Genomic DNA, 15,154 nt, shown 5'->3' on the forward strand with positions numbered 1-15,154 from the left:
CATTTCATATAATTTACGGGAGTAACGTTATGAAAGTGATTCAACAATTAAATAGCCATGCCACTCAAGATGGTGATGGTGTCAATATTAGCCGTATCCCAGGCTTTGATGGAAAATACTTAGATCCATTTTTAATGATCGATGAGCTTAAGTCTGACGATCACAGTGATTTTATGGGGGGCTTTCCTGCACACCCTCATCGTGGCATTGAAACCTTCACTTATATTATTAAAGGAGGGTTTGAGCACCAAGATCAAATGGGTAACAAAAAAGCGATTCGTGCAGGAGATGTGCAATGGATGAGTACTGGCTTTGGTGTGATCCACAGTGAAATGCCGTTAGCAGATGCAAAAGAAGGCATGCATGGATTCCAAATCTGGTTAAATATGCCAAGTGCAGAAAAGCTCAGAGCACCGCGTTACCAAGATACAACAGAAGCCCCCGCACCGGTGACTCGTAATGATCAAGGGGTTGAGTTAAAAGCGCTTGCAGGTAGTTGGCAGTTTGCCAGTGAAGAGCAGGTTTCAAGCTTACAAGATTTAGCCGCTAATGGCATGTTAGCTGATGTGACTTTGCCTGCCGGCACTGAATTTAAACACGCGCCTCTTAAGCAAACTAAAGTCATGTTGTATATACACACGGGAGAAATTAACACTGAACAGGGAGGGCCTGTTAAAGCGGGGAGCTTGTTAATTTTAGAGCCTGGCAGTGACATTGAATTTAATTCGCAAACGGGGGCGGGTGTCTTGGTGCTTGCGGGCGAACCACTAAAGCAGCCGATTGCTCATATGGGACCTTTTGTTATGACGACGCAAGCAGAGTTACATCAGGCTGTACGAGATTATCAACAAGGTAAATTTGGCACACTCTAGGAGGTTATCGTGGGATTACTTGTAAACGGCCAGTGGCAAGATAAATGGTACGACACAGACAACAACCAAGGTGAATTTAAGCGTGAATCAGCGCAGTTGCGTAACTGGGTAACGGCTGATGGTAGCAAAGGGGCAAGTGGCGATGGGGGATTCAAGGCTGAGAAAGGTCGGTATCACTTGTATGTTTCATTAGCGTGCCCATGGGCTCATCGCACGCTGATTTTTCGCCATTTAAAAGGCCTTGAAGACTACATTAGTGTCTCGGTTGTGAGTCCTGACATGCTAGAGCATGGGTGGACATTCGATAAAGATAATCACAGCACAGGTGATGCTTTATTTGATAGCGACTACATGCATCAAATTTATACACGTAACAAAGCTGATTATTCTGGCAGAGTGACGGTACCTGTACTTTGGGATAAACAGACCCAGCGCATTGTCAGTAATGAGTCTGCAGAGATTATTCGGATGTTTAATAGTGCATTCAATGAACTTACTAACAATGAACGCGATTTTTACCCTGCAGCGCTACGTACTGAAATTGATGAAATAAACGAGTTTGTTTATCACAATATCAATAACGGTGTGTACCGTGCAGGCTTTGCAACAACGCAAGAAGCGTACACCGAAGCGTTTGATGATTTGTTTGCCGCTCTTGATAAAATTGAACAGCGTTTGACTCATAATCGCTACTTAGTGGGCGACACACTCACAGAGGCTGATTGGCGTTTATTCACGACCTTAATTCGCTTTGACAGTGTTTATGTGGGTCATTTTAAATGTAATTTACGCACCATCGAAAGTTACCCTGCAATTAGTCATTATTTACGCGAGTTATACCAAATTGAAAAGGTGAGTGAGACGGTCGATTTTTACCACATAAAACGTCACTATTACTTCAGCCATACGATGATAAATCCGACGCAAGTGGTGCCAAAAGGACCCGATATAGACTATGGCCGAGCGCACAATCGTGGCCAATTATAGTACTCAGAGTAGCAGCTCATGTGAGCTGCTACTGATACCCTTTCATTACGTCGCGAATAGTGTCGATACCAAACATGACTTTTTGAATAAACGACTCAGCGCTTTTTACGAGGTTAAAATGCGGGTGCTGCGACCATACTGCTTGTAATTTATCATCTAGCAAAATTGCTTGCTGGTCAGACTCGTTACGAACAGGGTTGTTACTGTGGATACTTTGCCCTGACTTGGCCGCGGTTTCAAAAAAAATCACAGCATCATATTGATTAAGTTCAGTGTGAAGATCGGTCCCTAAGCATTGAAAAAACTCCGCCTGATCACCTGGCCAATATGCGAGACCATCTAAGCTACCACGATCGCACAGCATTAAACGATCAGGGTGCATAGTACGTTGAATATGTTCAAGGTGTTTCTGTAAGCTGAAGATAGCTTGCTGGTGAGCTTTTACAAGGTGAGGGGCATTACCCCGTTCTATTCCGCCGCCAAATAACATGGTTGCCGATTCAGGCACTACCACAATTTGTTTCGAGAACTCGCGTCGTAATAAGTCGATTGCTGTTGTTTTACCGCCACCGGGGCCACCGGTTAATACAATCCGTTTTTTCAATTAGGTTATCCTGTTAACACGCAAAACTTATTTACACGGTAAAGAAAAGACTAACAAATGAGAAGTAAAAAGCGTATTTTTTGTGATAAAGATCACAACAGTCGTAACAGCCAGCTAAACTGACTGAGTTGTTTGAGTTTTCCATGCTGATGATCATCATTTTTTAAAGCCCCATAACCTACACCCGCCGAAAAGGCACTCGCAAGCCCGACTTTAGTAACGGCGAATCGCTTTAAGCGATAATTAAATGCTTGGTGATGTTGGCGTTTCAATTCATCGAGTAAATCCATTTGCTGGCTTAAGTTATTAACCTTTTTCTGCGGTTTTTTTATGAAGTAATCAATAAACATCATTTTTCCTTATTGAGGTTTAGTAACTGTCGAATACTTGTTATGGTTTTATCAAAGCCAATTTTGCTGCTGATATAACCAATATTTTTCCACAGCCAAATTAAGCAAAGTATTTGCATGGTAAACAGCGATACCGCTGACAGCCAAATTGATTCACTTAGACTAAATATAGCAAGACCGATGGATGCTAATAGTCCAGCCCAAAGTAACACCAATCCCCCAGCAAAACAGACGATCAATATTATGGTGAGTGCCAGTGAACGCATTGACAAACGCCATTCAGCAGCAGCTAAATCTTTGCAGATCCCCATTTGTTGACGGTAATCAACGTAAAGCTGTTTAGTGTAGTCAGTGAGTTTGGCAAGATGATCTTGCCACTGATCAGCATGGAGTTGCTGATCAGTGGTTTCTTGCGTTTTCTCATCAGTAGGGTGAGAGTGCGGCATAATCGTTACTTATTACGACGGATTAGTGCGCTCACTAGCATACCTGCTGCAAATGCAATACCCGCTGTCGCTAATGGGTTTTCAGATGCTAGTTGACGTGTTTTGCCGCTGTATTCATTTATTTTTTCACGCGCAACCGCTTGTTTTTCAGACAATGTTTTTGCCGAATTAGTAGCTCCCTCTCGAACACTGTGTTCAGCGCTTGCTGCACGTGATGATAGAGCATCAACGGCATGATGCGCTGCTTCGGTTGCTTTTTCAGTAAATGGCGCCTCTACTTGAGCCGCTTTCGTATCTGCACTGCTTGTGGTGCTTGAATTCGATTTGTTTGTTGCGGTAGTCATAATCATTCCTTAAAAATTGCCATTAAATTGGTAAGTACACTGTCGCAACCTTCGTACCAATAAATAATATTATTTAATATCAGATTGTTATGGAATTAATGGCTCATGTAAGTCGGTATTACCCGTAACTATTGCAGGGTTATTGCGTAAAAATTACCGAATTCGATTTTATTCTACTAATTTGTAATTATTCATTGGTCATTCATTAGCCATTTTTACCCAATAGCTTGCCAAGAAAACCGCAAAAAAGATTTTTTTCTTTGTTTCCCACTTTTTCCCACGTAATTCAGTAGCTTTGCTTGAAGCCTTATTTTTTCTGGCTTTACAAGCAAGTTATGATGATCTGCTTACTTGACAAAATAGCTTGTCAAGCCCTAAACTGGAGCACTGTGGTAAAAAGTGGTTTTTAGTGGATCAAATTGGATCAGTAATAATCGTTAACGATTTACAACCTAATTTTAAGGCAAGCTATGTTTCGGGGTGCGAGCTCTCTGAGTTTGGATGATAAAGGACGCTTTGCGGTACCGACTAAGTACCGAGATGCGATCTTGTCTGAAGATCAGGGCACCGTTATTTGCACCGTAGCACTTAATGAGCCTTGTTTGTGGTTATATCCGTTGGCTGAGTGGCTTGAAATTGAAGCGCGGTTATTAAAAATTTCTAATATGAATCCACGTGCACGCCGAATGCAACGCATGTTGCTTGGTAACGCTACAGAGTATCAACTCGATAAAAATGGCCGAATTTTGCTTGCACCGTCTTTACGTGCACATGCTGAACTTGGAAAAAAAATCATGTTGGTTGGCTTGATGAATAAGTTTGAGATTTGGGATGAAGATCGTTGGCATGAACAAATGCGCCAAGATACTGAGATAGAACGCCTAGGCGATTTTGAGGCGAATCCCGAATTCGATAATTTCTCACTCTAACCACAAATAAAAAAGGCAAAAAATAGCTAATGACAGCGCAATTTGAACATGTCTCTGTACTGATGGAAGAAACCATAAATGCTTTGGACATAAAGCCCGAAGGTATTTACATGGATGGCACATTTGGTCGCGGTGGACACTCAGGACAAATTTTAGCGCGTCTAAATGATCACGGTCGCTTACAAGCAATCGACCAAGATCCGCAAGCTATTAAAGCTGCCGAAAAATTTGCTGATGATGCCCGTTTTTCAATTGCTCATACCCGTTTTTCTAATTTAAAAACGGTGGCGGAAGACAATGACTTAATTGGTAAAGTCGATGGCATTTTATTAGACATTGGTGTGTCATCACCTCAACTAGACGATGCAGAACGCGGTTTTAGTTTCATGAAAGATGGCCCGCTTGATATGCGCATGGACCCAACCAGTGGTCGCAGTGCTGCACAGTGGTTAGCCGAAGCGGAACTTGAAGACATTACCCATGTGATCAAAACCTTTGGTGAAGAAAAATTTGGTCGTCGTATTGCTCATAAAATTATTGAAACTCGCGAGCACACACCGATTACGAGTACCAAACAATTGGCTGATTTAGTTGATCAAGCCGTGCCAGTAAAAGATAAACATAAGCACCCTGCAACACGCACCTTTCAGGCGATTCGAATTTATATCAACAGTGAGCTCGAAGAAATTCAAACGGCGCTTCAAGCTGCTGTTGAAGTATTAAAGCCGGGTGGACGGCTGGTGGTTATTTCGTTCCACTCACTCGAAGATCGTATTGTTAAGCAGTTTATTAAGAAACAGAGTAAGGGAGAGGCGATACCCAGAGGTCTGCCTTTAACAGATGCACAAATAAATAAAAACCTGACGTTAAAAGCAGTGGGTAAAGCCATTAAGCCGAGCAAGGAAGAAATTGAATTAAATCCTCGTTCGCGCAGCTCGGTGCTAAGGGTTGCACAGAGGTTGTAATGAAAGCAAAAGCGACACATCGCCAACCAAATTTATTTTTAGAGATTTTCAAAGGCCTAGGAGCTAATAAGCTGACCTTGGCCTTGTTGGTTGTGATTCTCGCATCGAGCTTGAGTGTCGTGCAGGTAACTCACTTAGCTCGTCAACAGTTAATAGAACAAGATAAGTTATTGCAAGAGCGTGATGAACTAGACCTTGAATGGCGCTACTTGTTGGTAGAAGAAGAGTTTTATTCACAGCATGCACGTATCGAAGAAGTTGCAACCATGCAATTAGAAATGAAACGGCCAACCAGCCAAGACGAAAAGGTGGTAATACTGCAATGATAAGCAGAAGGAAAAAGCCAACTAATACCTTGATCACATGGCGCTTTATGCTGGTGTGCTCGGTTGTATTTTTAGTCTTTATGACGCTGGTAGCGCGTGCCGCATTTTTGCAAGTAATTGAACCAGACAAAGCGCGTTCAGAAAGTGATAAACGCACAGTACGTGTTGAAAAACAACATGTACAACGCGGTATGATCTTTGATCGCAATGGCAAAGAGCTGGCGGTAAGTGTGCCTGTGGTTAGTGTGTATGCAGACCCCAAAGCCTTGCATAAATCGTTGGTCAGCAAAGTGCTTCGCCAAGCGCGTAAAAATGGTGAAGATCAAAATGCACTGGCAGAGAACACCGCAGAATTAAATAGACGCATTGCCGCTTATTACAGCAATGATATTCGTTGGCGTGAGCTGGCGGATGTACTGCGTATTGAGCCAACTAAAATCAATGCGCGCCTGCGCGATAATCCGAAACGCCGATTTGTATATTTAAAGCGTCAGGTAACGCCTGCGGTTGCTAATTATATTGGTGATTTACGTTTGCCTGGTATTCATTTACTCGACGAATCAAAACGTTATTATCCTGCTGGCGAAGTGACTGCGCACGTGATTGGTTTTACCAATATAGATGGAAATGGTATCGAAGGAATTGAAAAGTTATACGAGCAGCAATTAACGGGTGTTGAAGGCCAGCGTACTATTCGTAAAGATGCCCAAGGCCGCGAGGTTGAAGTACTTGATGAGCGTGAGCGTGTAGAACCAGAGAATATCCATTTAAGTATTGACCAACGTATTCAAGCCATTGCTTATAAAGCGGTGAAGTCAGCCGTATTATCTTACAAAGCAACATCGGGCTCGGCTATGGTCGTAGATGTAAAAACCGGTGAAGTACTGGCAATGGTTAATAGCCCTTCATTCAACCCTAATAATTTAACAGATGCAGCACCACACAAGCGTCGTAATCGTGCTATTACCGATTTGTTTGAACCGGGTTCGACTGTTAAGCCACTAGCCATTTTGGCTGGTTTAGACTACGGCTCAATCCAACCGGATGAAATTATTGATACTTACCCTGGCTGGATGCGCGTTGGCGGCAGTTTAGTACAAGACACGCGTAATCACGGCGAAATGAGCTTAAGAGAAATCTTAAAGTACTCAAGTAATATGGGTGTGACGAAGGTCAGCCAAACCGTACCGAAAGACTATTTTGTGGGCCTTTATGAAAAAGTTGGCTTTGGCAGTGACAGCGGCACCGGAATGGTCGGTGAAAGCAGTGGCTTATTTTATCCACACCGTCGTTGGTCTGATCACGAAATTGCCGCTTTATCGTTTGGTTATAACTTAGCGGTAAGCACGGCACAAATGGCGCGTTTTTATGCCATGTTAGGGTCGGGTGGCGTTATGCGTCCTTTGACTGTGCTGAAGCAAGATTCAATTCCTGAAGGCGAGCGTGTTTTTCAACAAAAGGATGTTGAAGCCGTTGTTCACATGATGGAAAGTGTATTTGAAAAAGGCGGTACGGCACAAAAAGTTCACGTAGATGGCTACCGTGCAGCGGGTAAAACAGGGACCTCTAAAAAGGCCGCTGTGGGTGGTTATGGTGACGAATATGTCGGTTATTTTGCAGGTATAGCGCCAGCCAGCAATCCTCGTTTAGCTGTTGTGGTAATGATAAATGAACCGGGTGGAGATGTTTATTATGGCGGAGCGACGGCAGGTCCTGCATTTGCAGAGATTGTCTCCAATGCCTTAAGAATTTTAAACGTCGCACCGGACAAAGATGCGGTTGCGTACGTGGAAGGCAAAGATAACGATGCGTGATTTAAAACCCATTCTTAATCATATTGACGTGGAGGCTAATTCTTTATTAGTCAATCAACTGCGTCTAGATAGTCGCGATGTTCATCCCGGTGATGTATTTGTGGCAATTAAAGGCCATCAGCTTGATGGCGGCCAGTTTATAAAGAAAGCCATTGAAAATGGTGCGGTTGCTGTGATTGCTGATCGCTTATGTGAGTTTGAAAGTCATTTCGAACCACTTTACTTAGTGTCTGACTTAGCTAAAAAGCTGCCAGCACTCGCTGCTGCATTCTACCAACAGCCCTCTGCTGAGTTAGATTTAGTGGGCGTAACAGGCACCAATGGCAAATCAACAACGACGGCAATGATCGCGCATTTAGCGCAGCAATGTCATAAATCTGTAGCGGTTATTGGTACGCTGGGTTATGGTCACCCTGAACAGCTAACACCCTTAGCCAATACCACTCCATCAACTGTTGATTTACAACGTATTTTATCTGAACTACGTGATCAACACATGAATGTGGTTGCAATGGAAGTTTCATCGCATGGTCTGGTGCAACAGCGCGTTGATCATTGTCAGTTTAAAGCCGCCGTTTTTACCAATTTGTCGCGTGATCACTTAGATTATCATGGCACAATGGATGCGTATGGCGATGCCAAATTGATGTTGCTGCGTGATCATAATCCAGAAACTGTTGTGCTTAATCAAGACGATGCACAAGTCGAACAGTGGTTAGAAAAGTACGACTTCAATAACCTAATTTGTTATGGCCATAAAAATTTAGCACCGAAAGGCGCACGCTATGTTTATTTTAGCGATGTCGTTTATAGCAACACCGGTATTTCGGCAACGTTCGAAACAAGCTGGGGTCACGCTGAGGTGCAATCTGCATTATTTGGTGAATTTAACCTCTATAACCTAGCAGCAGCAATGGCCACGCTATTAGGTATGGGTTACCCGCTTTCACAGTTAGTAGACGCATGTAAATCATTGCAACCGGTTGCTGGGCGCATGCAAGCGTTTAGCGCACCGGGTCAACCAACTTGTATTGTTGACTATGCACATACACCAGATGCACTTGCACTGGCATTGCAGGCTTTACAAAAGCATGTCCCCGGGGGCGTGAGCTGTGTGTTTGGTTGTGGCGGTGACCGCGATAAAGGCAAGCGTCCAATGATGGCAAAAGCGGCTGAAGGTAATGCTGATCGTATTATCGTCACCAGCGATAACCCACGCAGTGAAGACCCAAATGCAATTATTGCTGACGTGGTCGCAGGACTTGAGCACCCAGAGCGCGCGCACTGCGAAGCAGACCGTGCTCGTGCAATTAGTTATGCAATAGAGCAAGCAAATGCCGATGATGTGATTCTTATTGCAGGCAAAGGCCATGAAGACTATCAAATTATTGGCGATCAGCGTATCGACTTCTGCGACCGCCAATATGTACAACAACAACTAAAAGAAAAATCGCAAGGGGCGCAGTTATGATCCCGATGGATTTTGATTGGCTAGCACAGGTTCTAGCAACCGATTACCACGGTGGTAATCACAAAGTGAAAAATATAAATACCGACACACGCACACTGTGCGAGGGTGAAGTATTTTTAGCATTACAAGGGCCTAACTTTGATGGCCATAAATTTGTAGCGCAAGCAAAAGAAAAAGGGGCGATTGCAGCCATTGTTGCGCGCCCTGTTAACGTTGATATTGTGCAGTTTGTTGTCGCAGATACTCGCATTGCGCTGGGTCATATTGGGGCGGCGGTGATGGCAGAAGTCTCACCAAAAACCATCGCAATAACAGGCAGTGTTGGTAAAACGACCGTAAAAGAAATGTGTGCAGCAATTCTGTCAGGCCACGGTGAAGTGCTCTCGACTAAAGGCAACTTTAATAACGATATTGGTGTGCCGCTAACATTGTTGTGCCTTGAGCCTCAGCATGAATATGCCGTGATTGAATTGGGTGCTAATCATATTGGTGAGATTGCTTACACTGTTGCCATGACAAAACCAGATGTGGCTGTTGTGTGTAATGTTGCCGCGTCGCACTTAGAAGGTTTTGGCTCGTTACAAGGCGTAGCGACAGCGAAGGGTGAAATTTACGATGGCTTAAAACCGGATGGGGTTGCCATTGTTAATTGTGATAGCGACTTTGCTGATTATTGGTTAGATAAACTGACTCACCGAACAGTAAAGCGTTTTTCTACCACACAACAGTTAGATTATTGGGCTGAAGATATAGTGCTTGATGAACAAGCGCGCGCTTCATTTATGCTGTGTACAACAGAGCACAAAGTCCCTGTAACGCTTGCTTTGCCTGGTAAGCACAATATTGCTAATGCGCTTATCGCTACCGCGTTAACCACTGAATTAGGTGTGAGTTTAGACAGTATTGCAACTGCGCTTGCATCCATGGGCGAAGTAAAGGGACGTGTTAACGTACTGAAAGTATCAGATAAGCTAACGGTAATTGATGATACTTACAACGCAAATGTGCAGTCAGTTAAAGCAGCCATTGATTTATTGAGCGATATGCCCGGACGCCGTATTTTCGCCTTGGGTGATATGGGCGAACTTGGTGAAGAAGCACGTTTTTATCACCAACAAGTGGGTGAGTATGCTCAGCAAAAGGGCATTGATGAACTTTACAGCCTTGGCGTATTGAGTAAGTCGGCCAGTGATGTTTTTGAAAAGCCAAATCGTCATTTCTCAAGCCGTGAGCAATTATTACAACAATTACAAAGTGTGCTCGCTGAATCTCAGCAAAAGACCACCATTGTAGTGAAAGGATCGCGAAGTTCTCGTATGGAACTTGTGGTAGCAGATTTAGTTAACAGCCAGCAAGATGGCAACAATGGGGTAACGTCATGTTAGTGTGGTTGGCAGAGTATTTAACACAGTATTACAGCGGCTTTAATGTGTTTTCATACCTGACGCTGCGAGCGATTTTAGGTATTTTAACCGCCTTACTTATTTCACTTTATTATGGCCCTAAGCTTATTCGCGGTTTACAAAAAATGCAGATTGGTCAAGTGGTTCGCCATGATGGTCCGGAATCTCATCTGTCTAAAAAAGGCACGCCTACTATGGGCGGAATTTTGATTCTTGGTGCGATTTTTACCAGTACGCTGTTGTGGGCTGATTTATCAAATAAATATGTGTGGGCAACGTTATTTGTTGTGGGATCATTAGGCGTAGTGGGCTTTATTGATGACTACCGTAAAGTAATTCGTAAAGACCCCAAAGGTCTCATCGCTAAGTGGAAGTACTTTTGGCAGTCAGTGATCGCCTTAGTTGTGGCAAGCGCACTTTATTTTACTGCGCAGCAAGGCACTGAAACATCGTTAGTAGTGCCGTTTTTTAAAGATGTACTGCCACAACTTGGCTTGTTTTATATCGTCATGACTTACTTTGTTATTGTCGGCACATCTAACGCGGTAAACCTAACGGATGGGCTTGACGGTTTAGCAATCGTTCCGACTATTTTAGTCGCGTCGGCTCTGGCCATTATTGCTTATTTAACGGGTAACGTGAATTTCTCTAGCTACTTACATATTCCTCATTTACCGCTGGCAAGCGAACTGGTTGTGGTGTGCACCGCGATTGTGGGTGCAGGGCTTGGTTTCTTATGGTTTAACACATACCCAGCACAAGTATTTATGGGCGATGTGGGCTCGCTTGCGCTTGGCGGCGCACTGGGCATTATTGCGGTATTAGTTCGCCAAGAATTAGTGCTCATTATTATGGGCGGTGTGTTTGTGATGGAAGCTTTATCGGTAATTTTACAAGTCGGTTCATATAAGTTACGTGGGCAGCGCATTTTTAGAATGGCGCCTATTCATCACCATTATGAGTTAAAGGGATGGCCAGAACCACGTGTGATTGTGCGCTTTTGGATTATTTCGATTGTGCTCGTGCTTGCGGGCCTTGCGACATTGAAGATCAGGTAAATGACAGTAATTAACGAGATTAAAAATAAACACATAACAGTGCTCGGACTCGGTGTAACCGGTCTGGGCATTGTGCGTTTTTTATTGTCTCAGAATATTCAGCCAAAGGTTGTGGATAGCCGAGAGCAGCCGCCAGGTGCTGATTGGCTAGCTGAGCATGCGAGTGAGCTGGTTACCCACTTTGGTGATTTAGATAATGCAGCGCTTAGCAATACCGACATCATTATTATCAGCCCTGGGCTTAGTTTAACAACGCCAGCAGTCGCAAAAGCAATGGCTGCGGGGGTGGAAGTGATTGGTGATGTTGAGCTCTTCGCGCGCTTAACAGATAAGCCTATTGTGGCAGTGACGGGGTCAAACGGAAAATCAACCGTGGTGACGCTGGCATTTGAGGTACTCAAAGCTGCGGGTTATAAAGTGGGCCTTGGCGGTAATATAGGCACAGCTGTACTTGATTTATTCGCGCATGACTACGATGTTTTTGTGCTTGAGTTATCCAGTTTTCAGCTTGATACCACCCAGAGCTTAAAAGCACACAGTGCGTGTGTACTCAATGTCAGTGAAGATCATTTAGATCGCTACCCAAGCTATCAAGCTTATATCGACTCGAAGCAACGTATCTATAATGGCGCAGCGCTTTGTGTTGTGAATGCCATTGATGCGGCAACACACACTGCAAAGCAGCCGCAGTTAAGCTTTGCACTTCGTAATGCCGATTACTCTTTAGTTGATCAACAGGGTGAACAATATTTTGCAGCACAAGGTAAGCCTCTGTTACCTGTAAGCAGCTTAAATGTTGTGGGCACGCATAATCAACAAAATGCATTGGCAGTGATGGCGTTATTAAGCCCATTTGAAATCACAGCCGAGCACTATCAGCAAGCATTTAGTGCCTTTACTGGACTTGCGCACCGGTGTCAGTTTGTCGCTGAAATTAGTGGTGTAAAGTATTTTAATGACTCAAAAGCAACGAATGTTGGCGCGACTATCGCCGCAATTGAAAGCCTAGCTGATCAAGCTAAGCAATTAGTTGTCATTGCCGGTGGCGATGCGAAGGGGGCTGATTTAGATGCCCTAAAACCGTATTTGAACGACAAAGTAAAAGCCTTGGTCTGCTTTGGTAAAGATGCAAAAGCATTAGTGGCGCTTTCAGATAAAGGCCACCTTACTAGCAACATGCATGAAGCAGTGCTACTTGCAAAACAGCTGAGTGATCAGGGCGATATCGTATTGCTTGCCCCCGCTTGTGCCAGCATAGATATGTATAACAACTATATGCAGCGTGGGGATGACTTTACCCAGTGCGTATTGGCGGAGGCAGTATGATTGCATTTGCTGATATTCGTGACGCGCTTACACCTAAACAATCTGCACAACTTTATGATGTGCCGTTGATGTATTGCATGTTGATGTTGATTGGGGTTGGCTTTGTGATGGTGACCAGTGCATCGATGCCTACTGCTGAGCGTTTATTTGATAATCCTTATCACATCATTATTCGCCATAGCATGTTCTTAATTATGGGCTTTTTCTTATTCTGGATAGCCACCAATGTCCCAATGGATTGGTGGAAACGCAGTAACCCTTATTTACTCTTGCTGGGCTTAGCTTTACTGGTACTGGTATTGATAGTTGGTCGTGAGGTCAATGGTGCAAAGCGCTGGATACCAGTAGGACCCATTGGTTTTCAGGTAGCAGAAGCCGCTAAGCTGTATTTTTTTAGTTATATTGCTGGCTACTTAGTGCGTAAGCGCGCAGAAGTGCAAGAAAACCTGAAAGGCTTCTTTAAGCCGTTAGCCGTGTTTGGTGTGTATGCTTTATTGATATTGATGCAGCCTGACTTAGGCACCGTAGTGGTTCTGTTTGTTACGACGGTGGGCTTGCTCTTTCTTGCGGGTGCAAAACTATGGCAATTCTTTGGTCTTATATTAACGGGGATTGCTGCGGTAGTCGTGCTGATTATTGCTGAACCTTACCGTATGGCACGTGTTACAGGCTTTCTTGAACCTTGGGAAGACCCGTTCGGAAAAGGTTACCAATTAGTACAGTCGCTAATGGCATACAGTCAAGGTGGCTGGTTTGGTCAAGGCTTAGGTAATAGTGTGCAAAAGCTACAGTACCTTCCCGAAGCACACAATGACTTTATCTTCGCTGTTATAGGTGAAGAGCTAGGGTTTTTTGGGGTGTTAAGTATTTTAGTGGTGCTTGCAATATTTGTTTTTAGAGCCTTGCTTATTGGTCAAAAAGCGTTGAAGTGCGGTAAAGAGTATGAAGGTTATTTTGCCTTTGCGATTGGTATTTGGTTTGCCTTTCAAACCATGGTAAATGTCGGCGCAAGTGCGGGGATCTTACCGACCAAAGGCTTAACCTTGCCGTTTATTTCGTACGGTGGTTCTAGTTTATTAATTATGACCATCGCAACAGGTGTACTTTTGCGAATTGATTTTGAAACCAAAATGGCGACAAAGCAAGCTACCTCACGCGGAGGCAAACGATGAGTAAAAAATTACTTGTAGTTGCTGGTGGCACCGGTGGGCATATTTTCCCTGGTATTGCGGTTGCAGATTTTTTAAAGCAGCAAGGTTGGCAAGTAAGCTGGATTGGAACACCCGATAGAATGGAAGCCAATGTTGTGCCCAAACACAATATTGAAATTGACTTTATTAACGTAAAAGGTGTGCGCGGTAACGGTATAAAGCGCTTGATTAAAGCCCCTTTTATGGTGATAAATGCCATTTTGCAGGCGCGTAAAATTTTAAAAGCGCAAAAGCCTGATGTCGTACTCGCCATGGGCGGCTATGTGACAGGCCCAACAGGAATTGCCGCAAAAAGCTTAGGGATCCCTCTGGTTATTCATGAACAGAATGCAGTGGCAGGTATGAGTAACCGTTGGTTAGCAAAGTGTGCGAATAAGGTTTTGGCTGCTTTTCCTTCGGCTTTTGCTAAAGGGCAGTGTGAAATCGTTGGTAACCCAGTGCGCGCTAGTGTTGCGACGGTAACGGCTAAGCAAACGCAAACGCCGATTAATGTGCTAGTGGTTGGTGGTTCGCTGGGGGCGCAAGTATTGAATCAGACTTTACCGGCTGTATTCAGTGAGCTTTCAGCGCAAACAACGCTTAATATATGGCACCAAACGGGTAAAAATAATGAACCTAATGTCACCGCGAGCTATCAACAGTTAGGGTTAGCTGATTTTAGCAAAGTGACTGAATTTATTGATGATATGGATAGCGCTTATCAATGGGCCGATTTGGTAATTTGCCGTGCTGGTGCATTGACAGTAAGTGAAATCGCTGCGGCGGGTCGAATGGCTCTATTTGTGCCGTTTCCACATGCAGTGGATGACCATCAAACGGCTAATGCAGGGTATTTAGTCGCCGCGCAAGCCGCTTTGCTGATGCCGCAAAGTGAGTTTACAAAAGATGCGGTTGTGAATGTGTTATCACCTTACTTAAACGCACCAGAAAAAATTTCAACTATGGCAAGTAAAGCGAAACAGCTTGCCATTTTAGATGCCACAGCCAATGTTGCGAAGTGCTGTGAGCAGCTAGCAAATAGAAGAGATAAGTAGTGAAAGAAAGCACG

General features: G+C 44.0%; 16 protein-coding genes. 12 read left to right on the forward strand and 4 right to left on the reverse strand.

Annotated elements, in window-relative coordinates; all coding sequences use genetic code 11:
- The first annotated feature begins 29 nt into the window (after positions 1 to 29).
- Positions 30 to 872: a pirin family protein gene (locus BM378_RS05920; protein ID WP_036971229.1), complete on the forward strand. Its 843-nt coding sequence runs from the start codon at positions 30 to 32 to the stop codon at positions 870 to 872.
- 9 nt (positions 873 to 881) lie between these two features.
- A complete protein-coding gene (locus tag BM378_RS05925; RefSeq protein ID WP_074988820.1) occupies positions 882 to 1,859 on the forward strand; it encodes a glutathione S-transferase family protein in 978 nt (325 codons plus the stop codon).
- Between the two features lie 28 nt (positions 1,860 to 1,887).
- Here the strand turns inward: BM378_RS05925 and BM378_RS05930 are convergent, their stop codons facing one another.
- The 4 genes from BM378_RS05930 to BM378_RS05945 all read right to left on the reverse strand — a co-directional run bounded on the left by BM378_RS05930 (position 1,888) and on the right by BM378_RS05945 (position 3,603).
- Complete coding sequence (locus BM378_RS05930) at positions 1,888 to 2,463, reverse strand: AAA family ATPase (RefSeq protein ID WP_074988821.1); 576 nt, start codon at positions 2,461 to 2,463, stop codon at positions 1,888 to 1,890.
- Positions 2,464 to 2,555: 92 nt separating this feature from the next.
- Positions 2,556 to 2,813, reverse strand: coding sequence for a hypothetical protein (locus BM378_RS05935; RefSeq protein WP_036971221.1), 258 nt, complete (start codon positions 2,811 to 2,813; stop codon positions 2,556 to 2,558).
- Positions 2,813 to 3,259 (reverse strand): hypothetical protein, encoded by a 447-nt coding sequence (locus tag BM378_RS05940; protein WP_065978169.1) that lies wholly within the window; start codon positions 3,257 to 3,259, stop codon positions 2,813 to 2,815. The genes BM378_RS05935 and BM378_RS05940 overlap by 1 nt, the downstream gene beginning before the upstream one ends.
- A 5-nt stretch (positions 3,260 to 3,264) precedes the next feature.
- The gene (locus BM378_RS05945) at positions 3,265 to 3,603 is read right to left on the reverse strand and encodes a DUF883 domain-containing protein (protein WP_074988822.1); all 339 of its coding nucleotides are present in this window, start codon (positions 3,601 to 3,603) and stop codon (positions 3,265 to 3,267) included.
- A 470-nt stretch (positions 3,604 to 4,073) separates the two neighbouring features.
- On the opposite strand from BM378_RS05945, the gene mraZ reads away from it, so the two are divergent.
- The 10 genes from mraZ to murG are packed head-to-tail and all read left to right on the forward strand — an operon-like array spanning position 4,074 to position 15,140.
- Positions 4,074 to 4,532 carry a division/cell wall cluster transcriptional repressor MraZ gene (gene mraZ, locus BM378_RS05950; RefSeq protein WP_065978167.1) on the forward strand — a complete coding sequence of 153 codons (459 nt, stop codon included), beginning with the start codon at positions 4,074 to 4,076 and terminating at the stop codon, positions 4,530 to 4,532.
- 29 nt (positions 4,533 to 4,561) lie between these two features.
- Complete coding sequence (gene rsmH / locus BM378_RS05955; RefSeq protein ID WP_036971210.1) at positions 4,562 to 5,497, forward strand: 16S rRNA (cytosine(1402)-N(4))-methyltransferase RsmH; 936 nt, start codon at positions 4,562 to 4,564, stop codon at positions 5,495 to 5,497.
- Positions 5,497 to 5,823 (forward strand): cell division protein FtsL, encoded by a 327-nt coding sequence (ftsL, locus tag BM378_RS05960; RefSeq protein ID WP_036971208.1) that lies wholly within the window; start codon positions 5,497 to 5,499, stop codon positions 5,821 to 5,823. The genes rsmH and ftsL overlap by 1 nt, the downstream gene beginning before the upstream one ends.
- Positions 5,820 to 7,637: a penicillin-binding transpeptidase domain-containing protein gene (locus tag BM378_RS05965; protein ID WP_074988823.1), complete on the forward strand. Its 1,818-nt coding sequence runs from the start codon at positions 5,820 to 5,822 to the stop codon at positions 7,635 to 7,637. Before ftsL ends, BM378_RS05965 begins: the two co-directional genes overlap by 4 nt.
- Positions 7,630 to 9,108: a UDP-N-acetylmuramoyl-L-alanyl-D-glutamate--2,6-diaminopimelate ligase gene (gene murE / locus BM378_RS05970; protein ID WP_074988824.1), complete on the forward strand. Its 1,479-nt coding sequence runs from the start codon at positions 7,630 to 7,632 to the stop codon at positions 9,106 to 9,108. Before BM378_RS05965 ends, murE begins: the two co-directional genes overlap by 8 nt.
- Positions 9,105 to 10,493 carry a UDP-N-acetylmuramoyl-tripeptide--D-alanyl-D-alanine ligase gene (locus tag BM378_RS05975; RefSeq protein ID WP_074988825.1) on the forward strand — a complete coding sequence of 463 codons (1,389 nt, stop codon included), beginning with the start codon at positions 9,105 to 9,107 and terminating at the stop codon, positions 10,491 to 10,493. The genes murE and BM378_RS05975 overlap by 4 nt, the downstream gene beginning before the upstream one ends.
- Complete coding sequence (mraY, locus tag BM378_RS05980; protein WP_036971198.1) at positions 10,487 to 11,569, forward strand: phospho-N-acetylmuramoyl-pentapeptide-transferase; 1,083 nt, start codon at positions 10,487 to 10,489, stop codon at positions 11,567 to 11,569. Before BM378_RS05975 ends, mraY begins: the two co-directional genes overlap by 7 nt.
- Positions 11,570 to 12,895, forward strand: a complete 1,326-nt coding sequence (gene murD / locus BM378_RS05985) for a UDP-N-acetylmuramoyl-L-alanine--D-glutamate ligase (protein ID WP_074988826.1) — start codon at positions 11,570 to 11,572, stop codon at positions 12,893 to 12,895.
- Positions 12,892 to 14,067, forward strand: a complete 1,176-nt coding sequence (gene ftsW, locus BM378_RS05990; RefSeq protein WP_036971195.1) for a cell division protein FtsW — start codon at positions 12,892 to 12,894, stop codon at positions 14,065 to 14,067. Before murD ends, ftsW begins: the two co-directional genes overlap by 4 nt.
- On the forward strand, positions 14,064 to 15,140 hold the full coding sequence (gene murG / locus BM378_RS05995; RefSeq protein ID WP_036971193.1) for an undecaprenyldiphospho-muramoylpentapeptide beta-N-acetylglucosaminyltransferase: 1,077 nt from the start codon (positions 14,064 to 14,066) through the stop codon (positions 15,138 to 15,140). Before ftsW ends, murG begins: the two co-directional genes overlap by 4 nt.
- Positions 15,141 to 15,154 lie beyond the last annotated feature (14 nt).

The organism is Pseudoalteromonas lipolytica, from assembly GCF_900116435.1.
In the GTDB taxonomy this organism is placed as follows: domain Bacteria; phylum Pseudomonadota; class Gammaproteobacteria; order Enterobacterales; family Alteromonadaceae; genus Pseudoalteromonas; species Pseudoalteromonas lipolytica.

Coding starts and splice junctions, on each gene's coding strand:
- BM378_RS05920 (WP_036971229.1), top strand. CDS start 30: ATGAAAGTGATTCAACAATTAAATAGCCATGCCACTCAAGATGGTGAT.
- BM378_RS05935 (WP_036971221.1), bottom strand. CDS start 2,813: ATGTTTATTGATTACTTCATAAAAAAACCGCAGAAAAAGGTTAATAAC.
- BM378_RS05940 (WP_065978169.1), bottom strand. CDS start 3,259: ATGCCGCACTCTCACCCTACTGATGAGAAAACGCAAGAAACCACTGAT.
- BM378_RS05945 (WP_074988822.1), bottom strand. CDS start 3,603: ATGACTACCGCAACAAACAAATCGAATTCAAGCACCACAAGCAGTGCA.
- mraZ (WP_065978167.1), top strand. CDS start 4,074: ATGTTTCGGGGTGCGAGCTCTCTGAGTTTGGATGATAAAGGACGCTTT.
- rsmH (WP_036971210.1), top strand. CDS start 4,562: ATGACAGCGCAATTTGAACATGTCTCTGTACTGATGGAAGAAACCATA.
- ftsL (WP_036971208.1), top strand. CDS start 5,497: ATGAAAGCAAAAGCGACACATCGCCAACCAAATTTATTTTTAGAGATT.
- BM378_RS05965 (WP_074988823.1), top strand. CDS start 5,820: ATGATAAGCAGAAGGAAAAAGCCAACTAATACCTTGATCACATGGCGC.
- murE (WP_074988824.1), top strand. CDS start 7,630: ATGCGTGATTTAAAACCCATTCTTAATCATATTGACGTGGAGGCTAAT.
- BM378_RS05975 (WP_074988825.1), top strand. CDS start 9,105: ATGATCCCGATGGATTTTGATTGGCTAGCACAGGTTCTAGCAACCGAT.
- mraY (WP_036971198.1), top strand. CDS start 10,487: ATGTTAGTGTGGTTGGCAGAGTATTTAACACAGTATTACAGCGGCTTT.
- murD (WP_074988826.1), top strand. CDS start 11,570: ATGACAGTAATTAACGAGATTAAAAATAAACACATAACAGTGCTCGGA.
- ftsW (WP_036971195.1), top strand. CDS start 12,892: ATGATTGCATTTGCTGATATTCGTGACGCGCTTACACCTAAACAATCT.
- murG (WP_036971193.1), top strand. CDS start 14,064: ATGAGTAAAAAATTACTTGTAGTTGCTGGTGGCACCGGTGGGCATATT.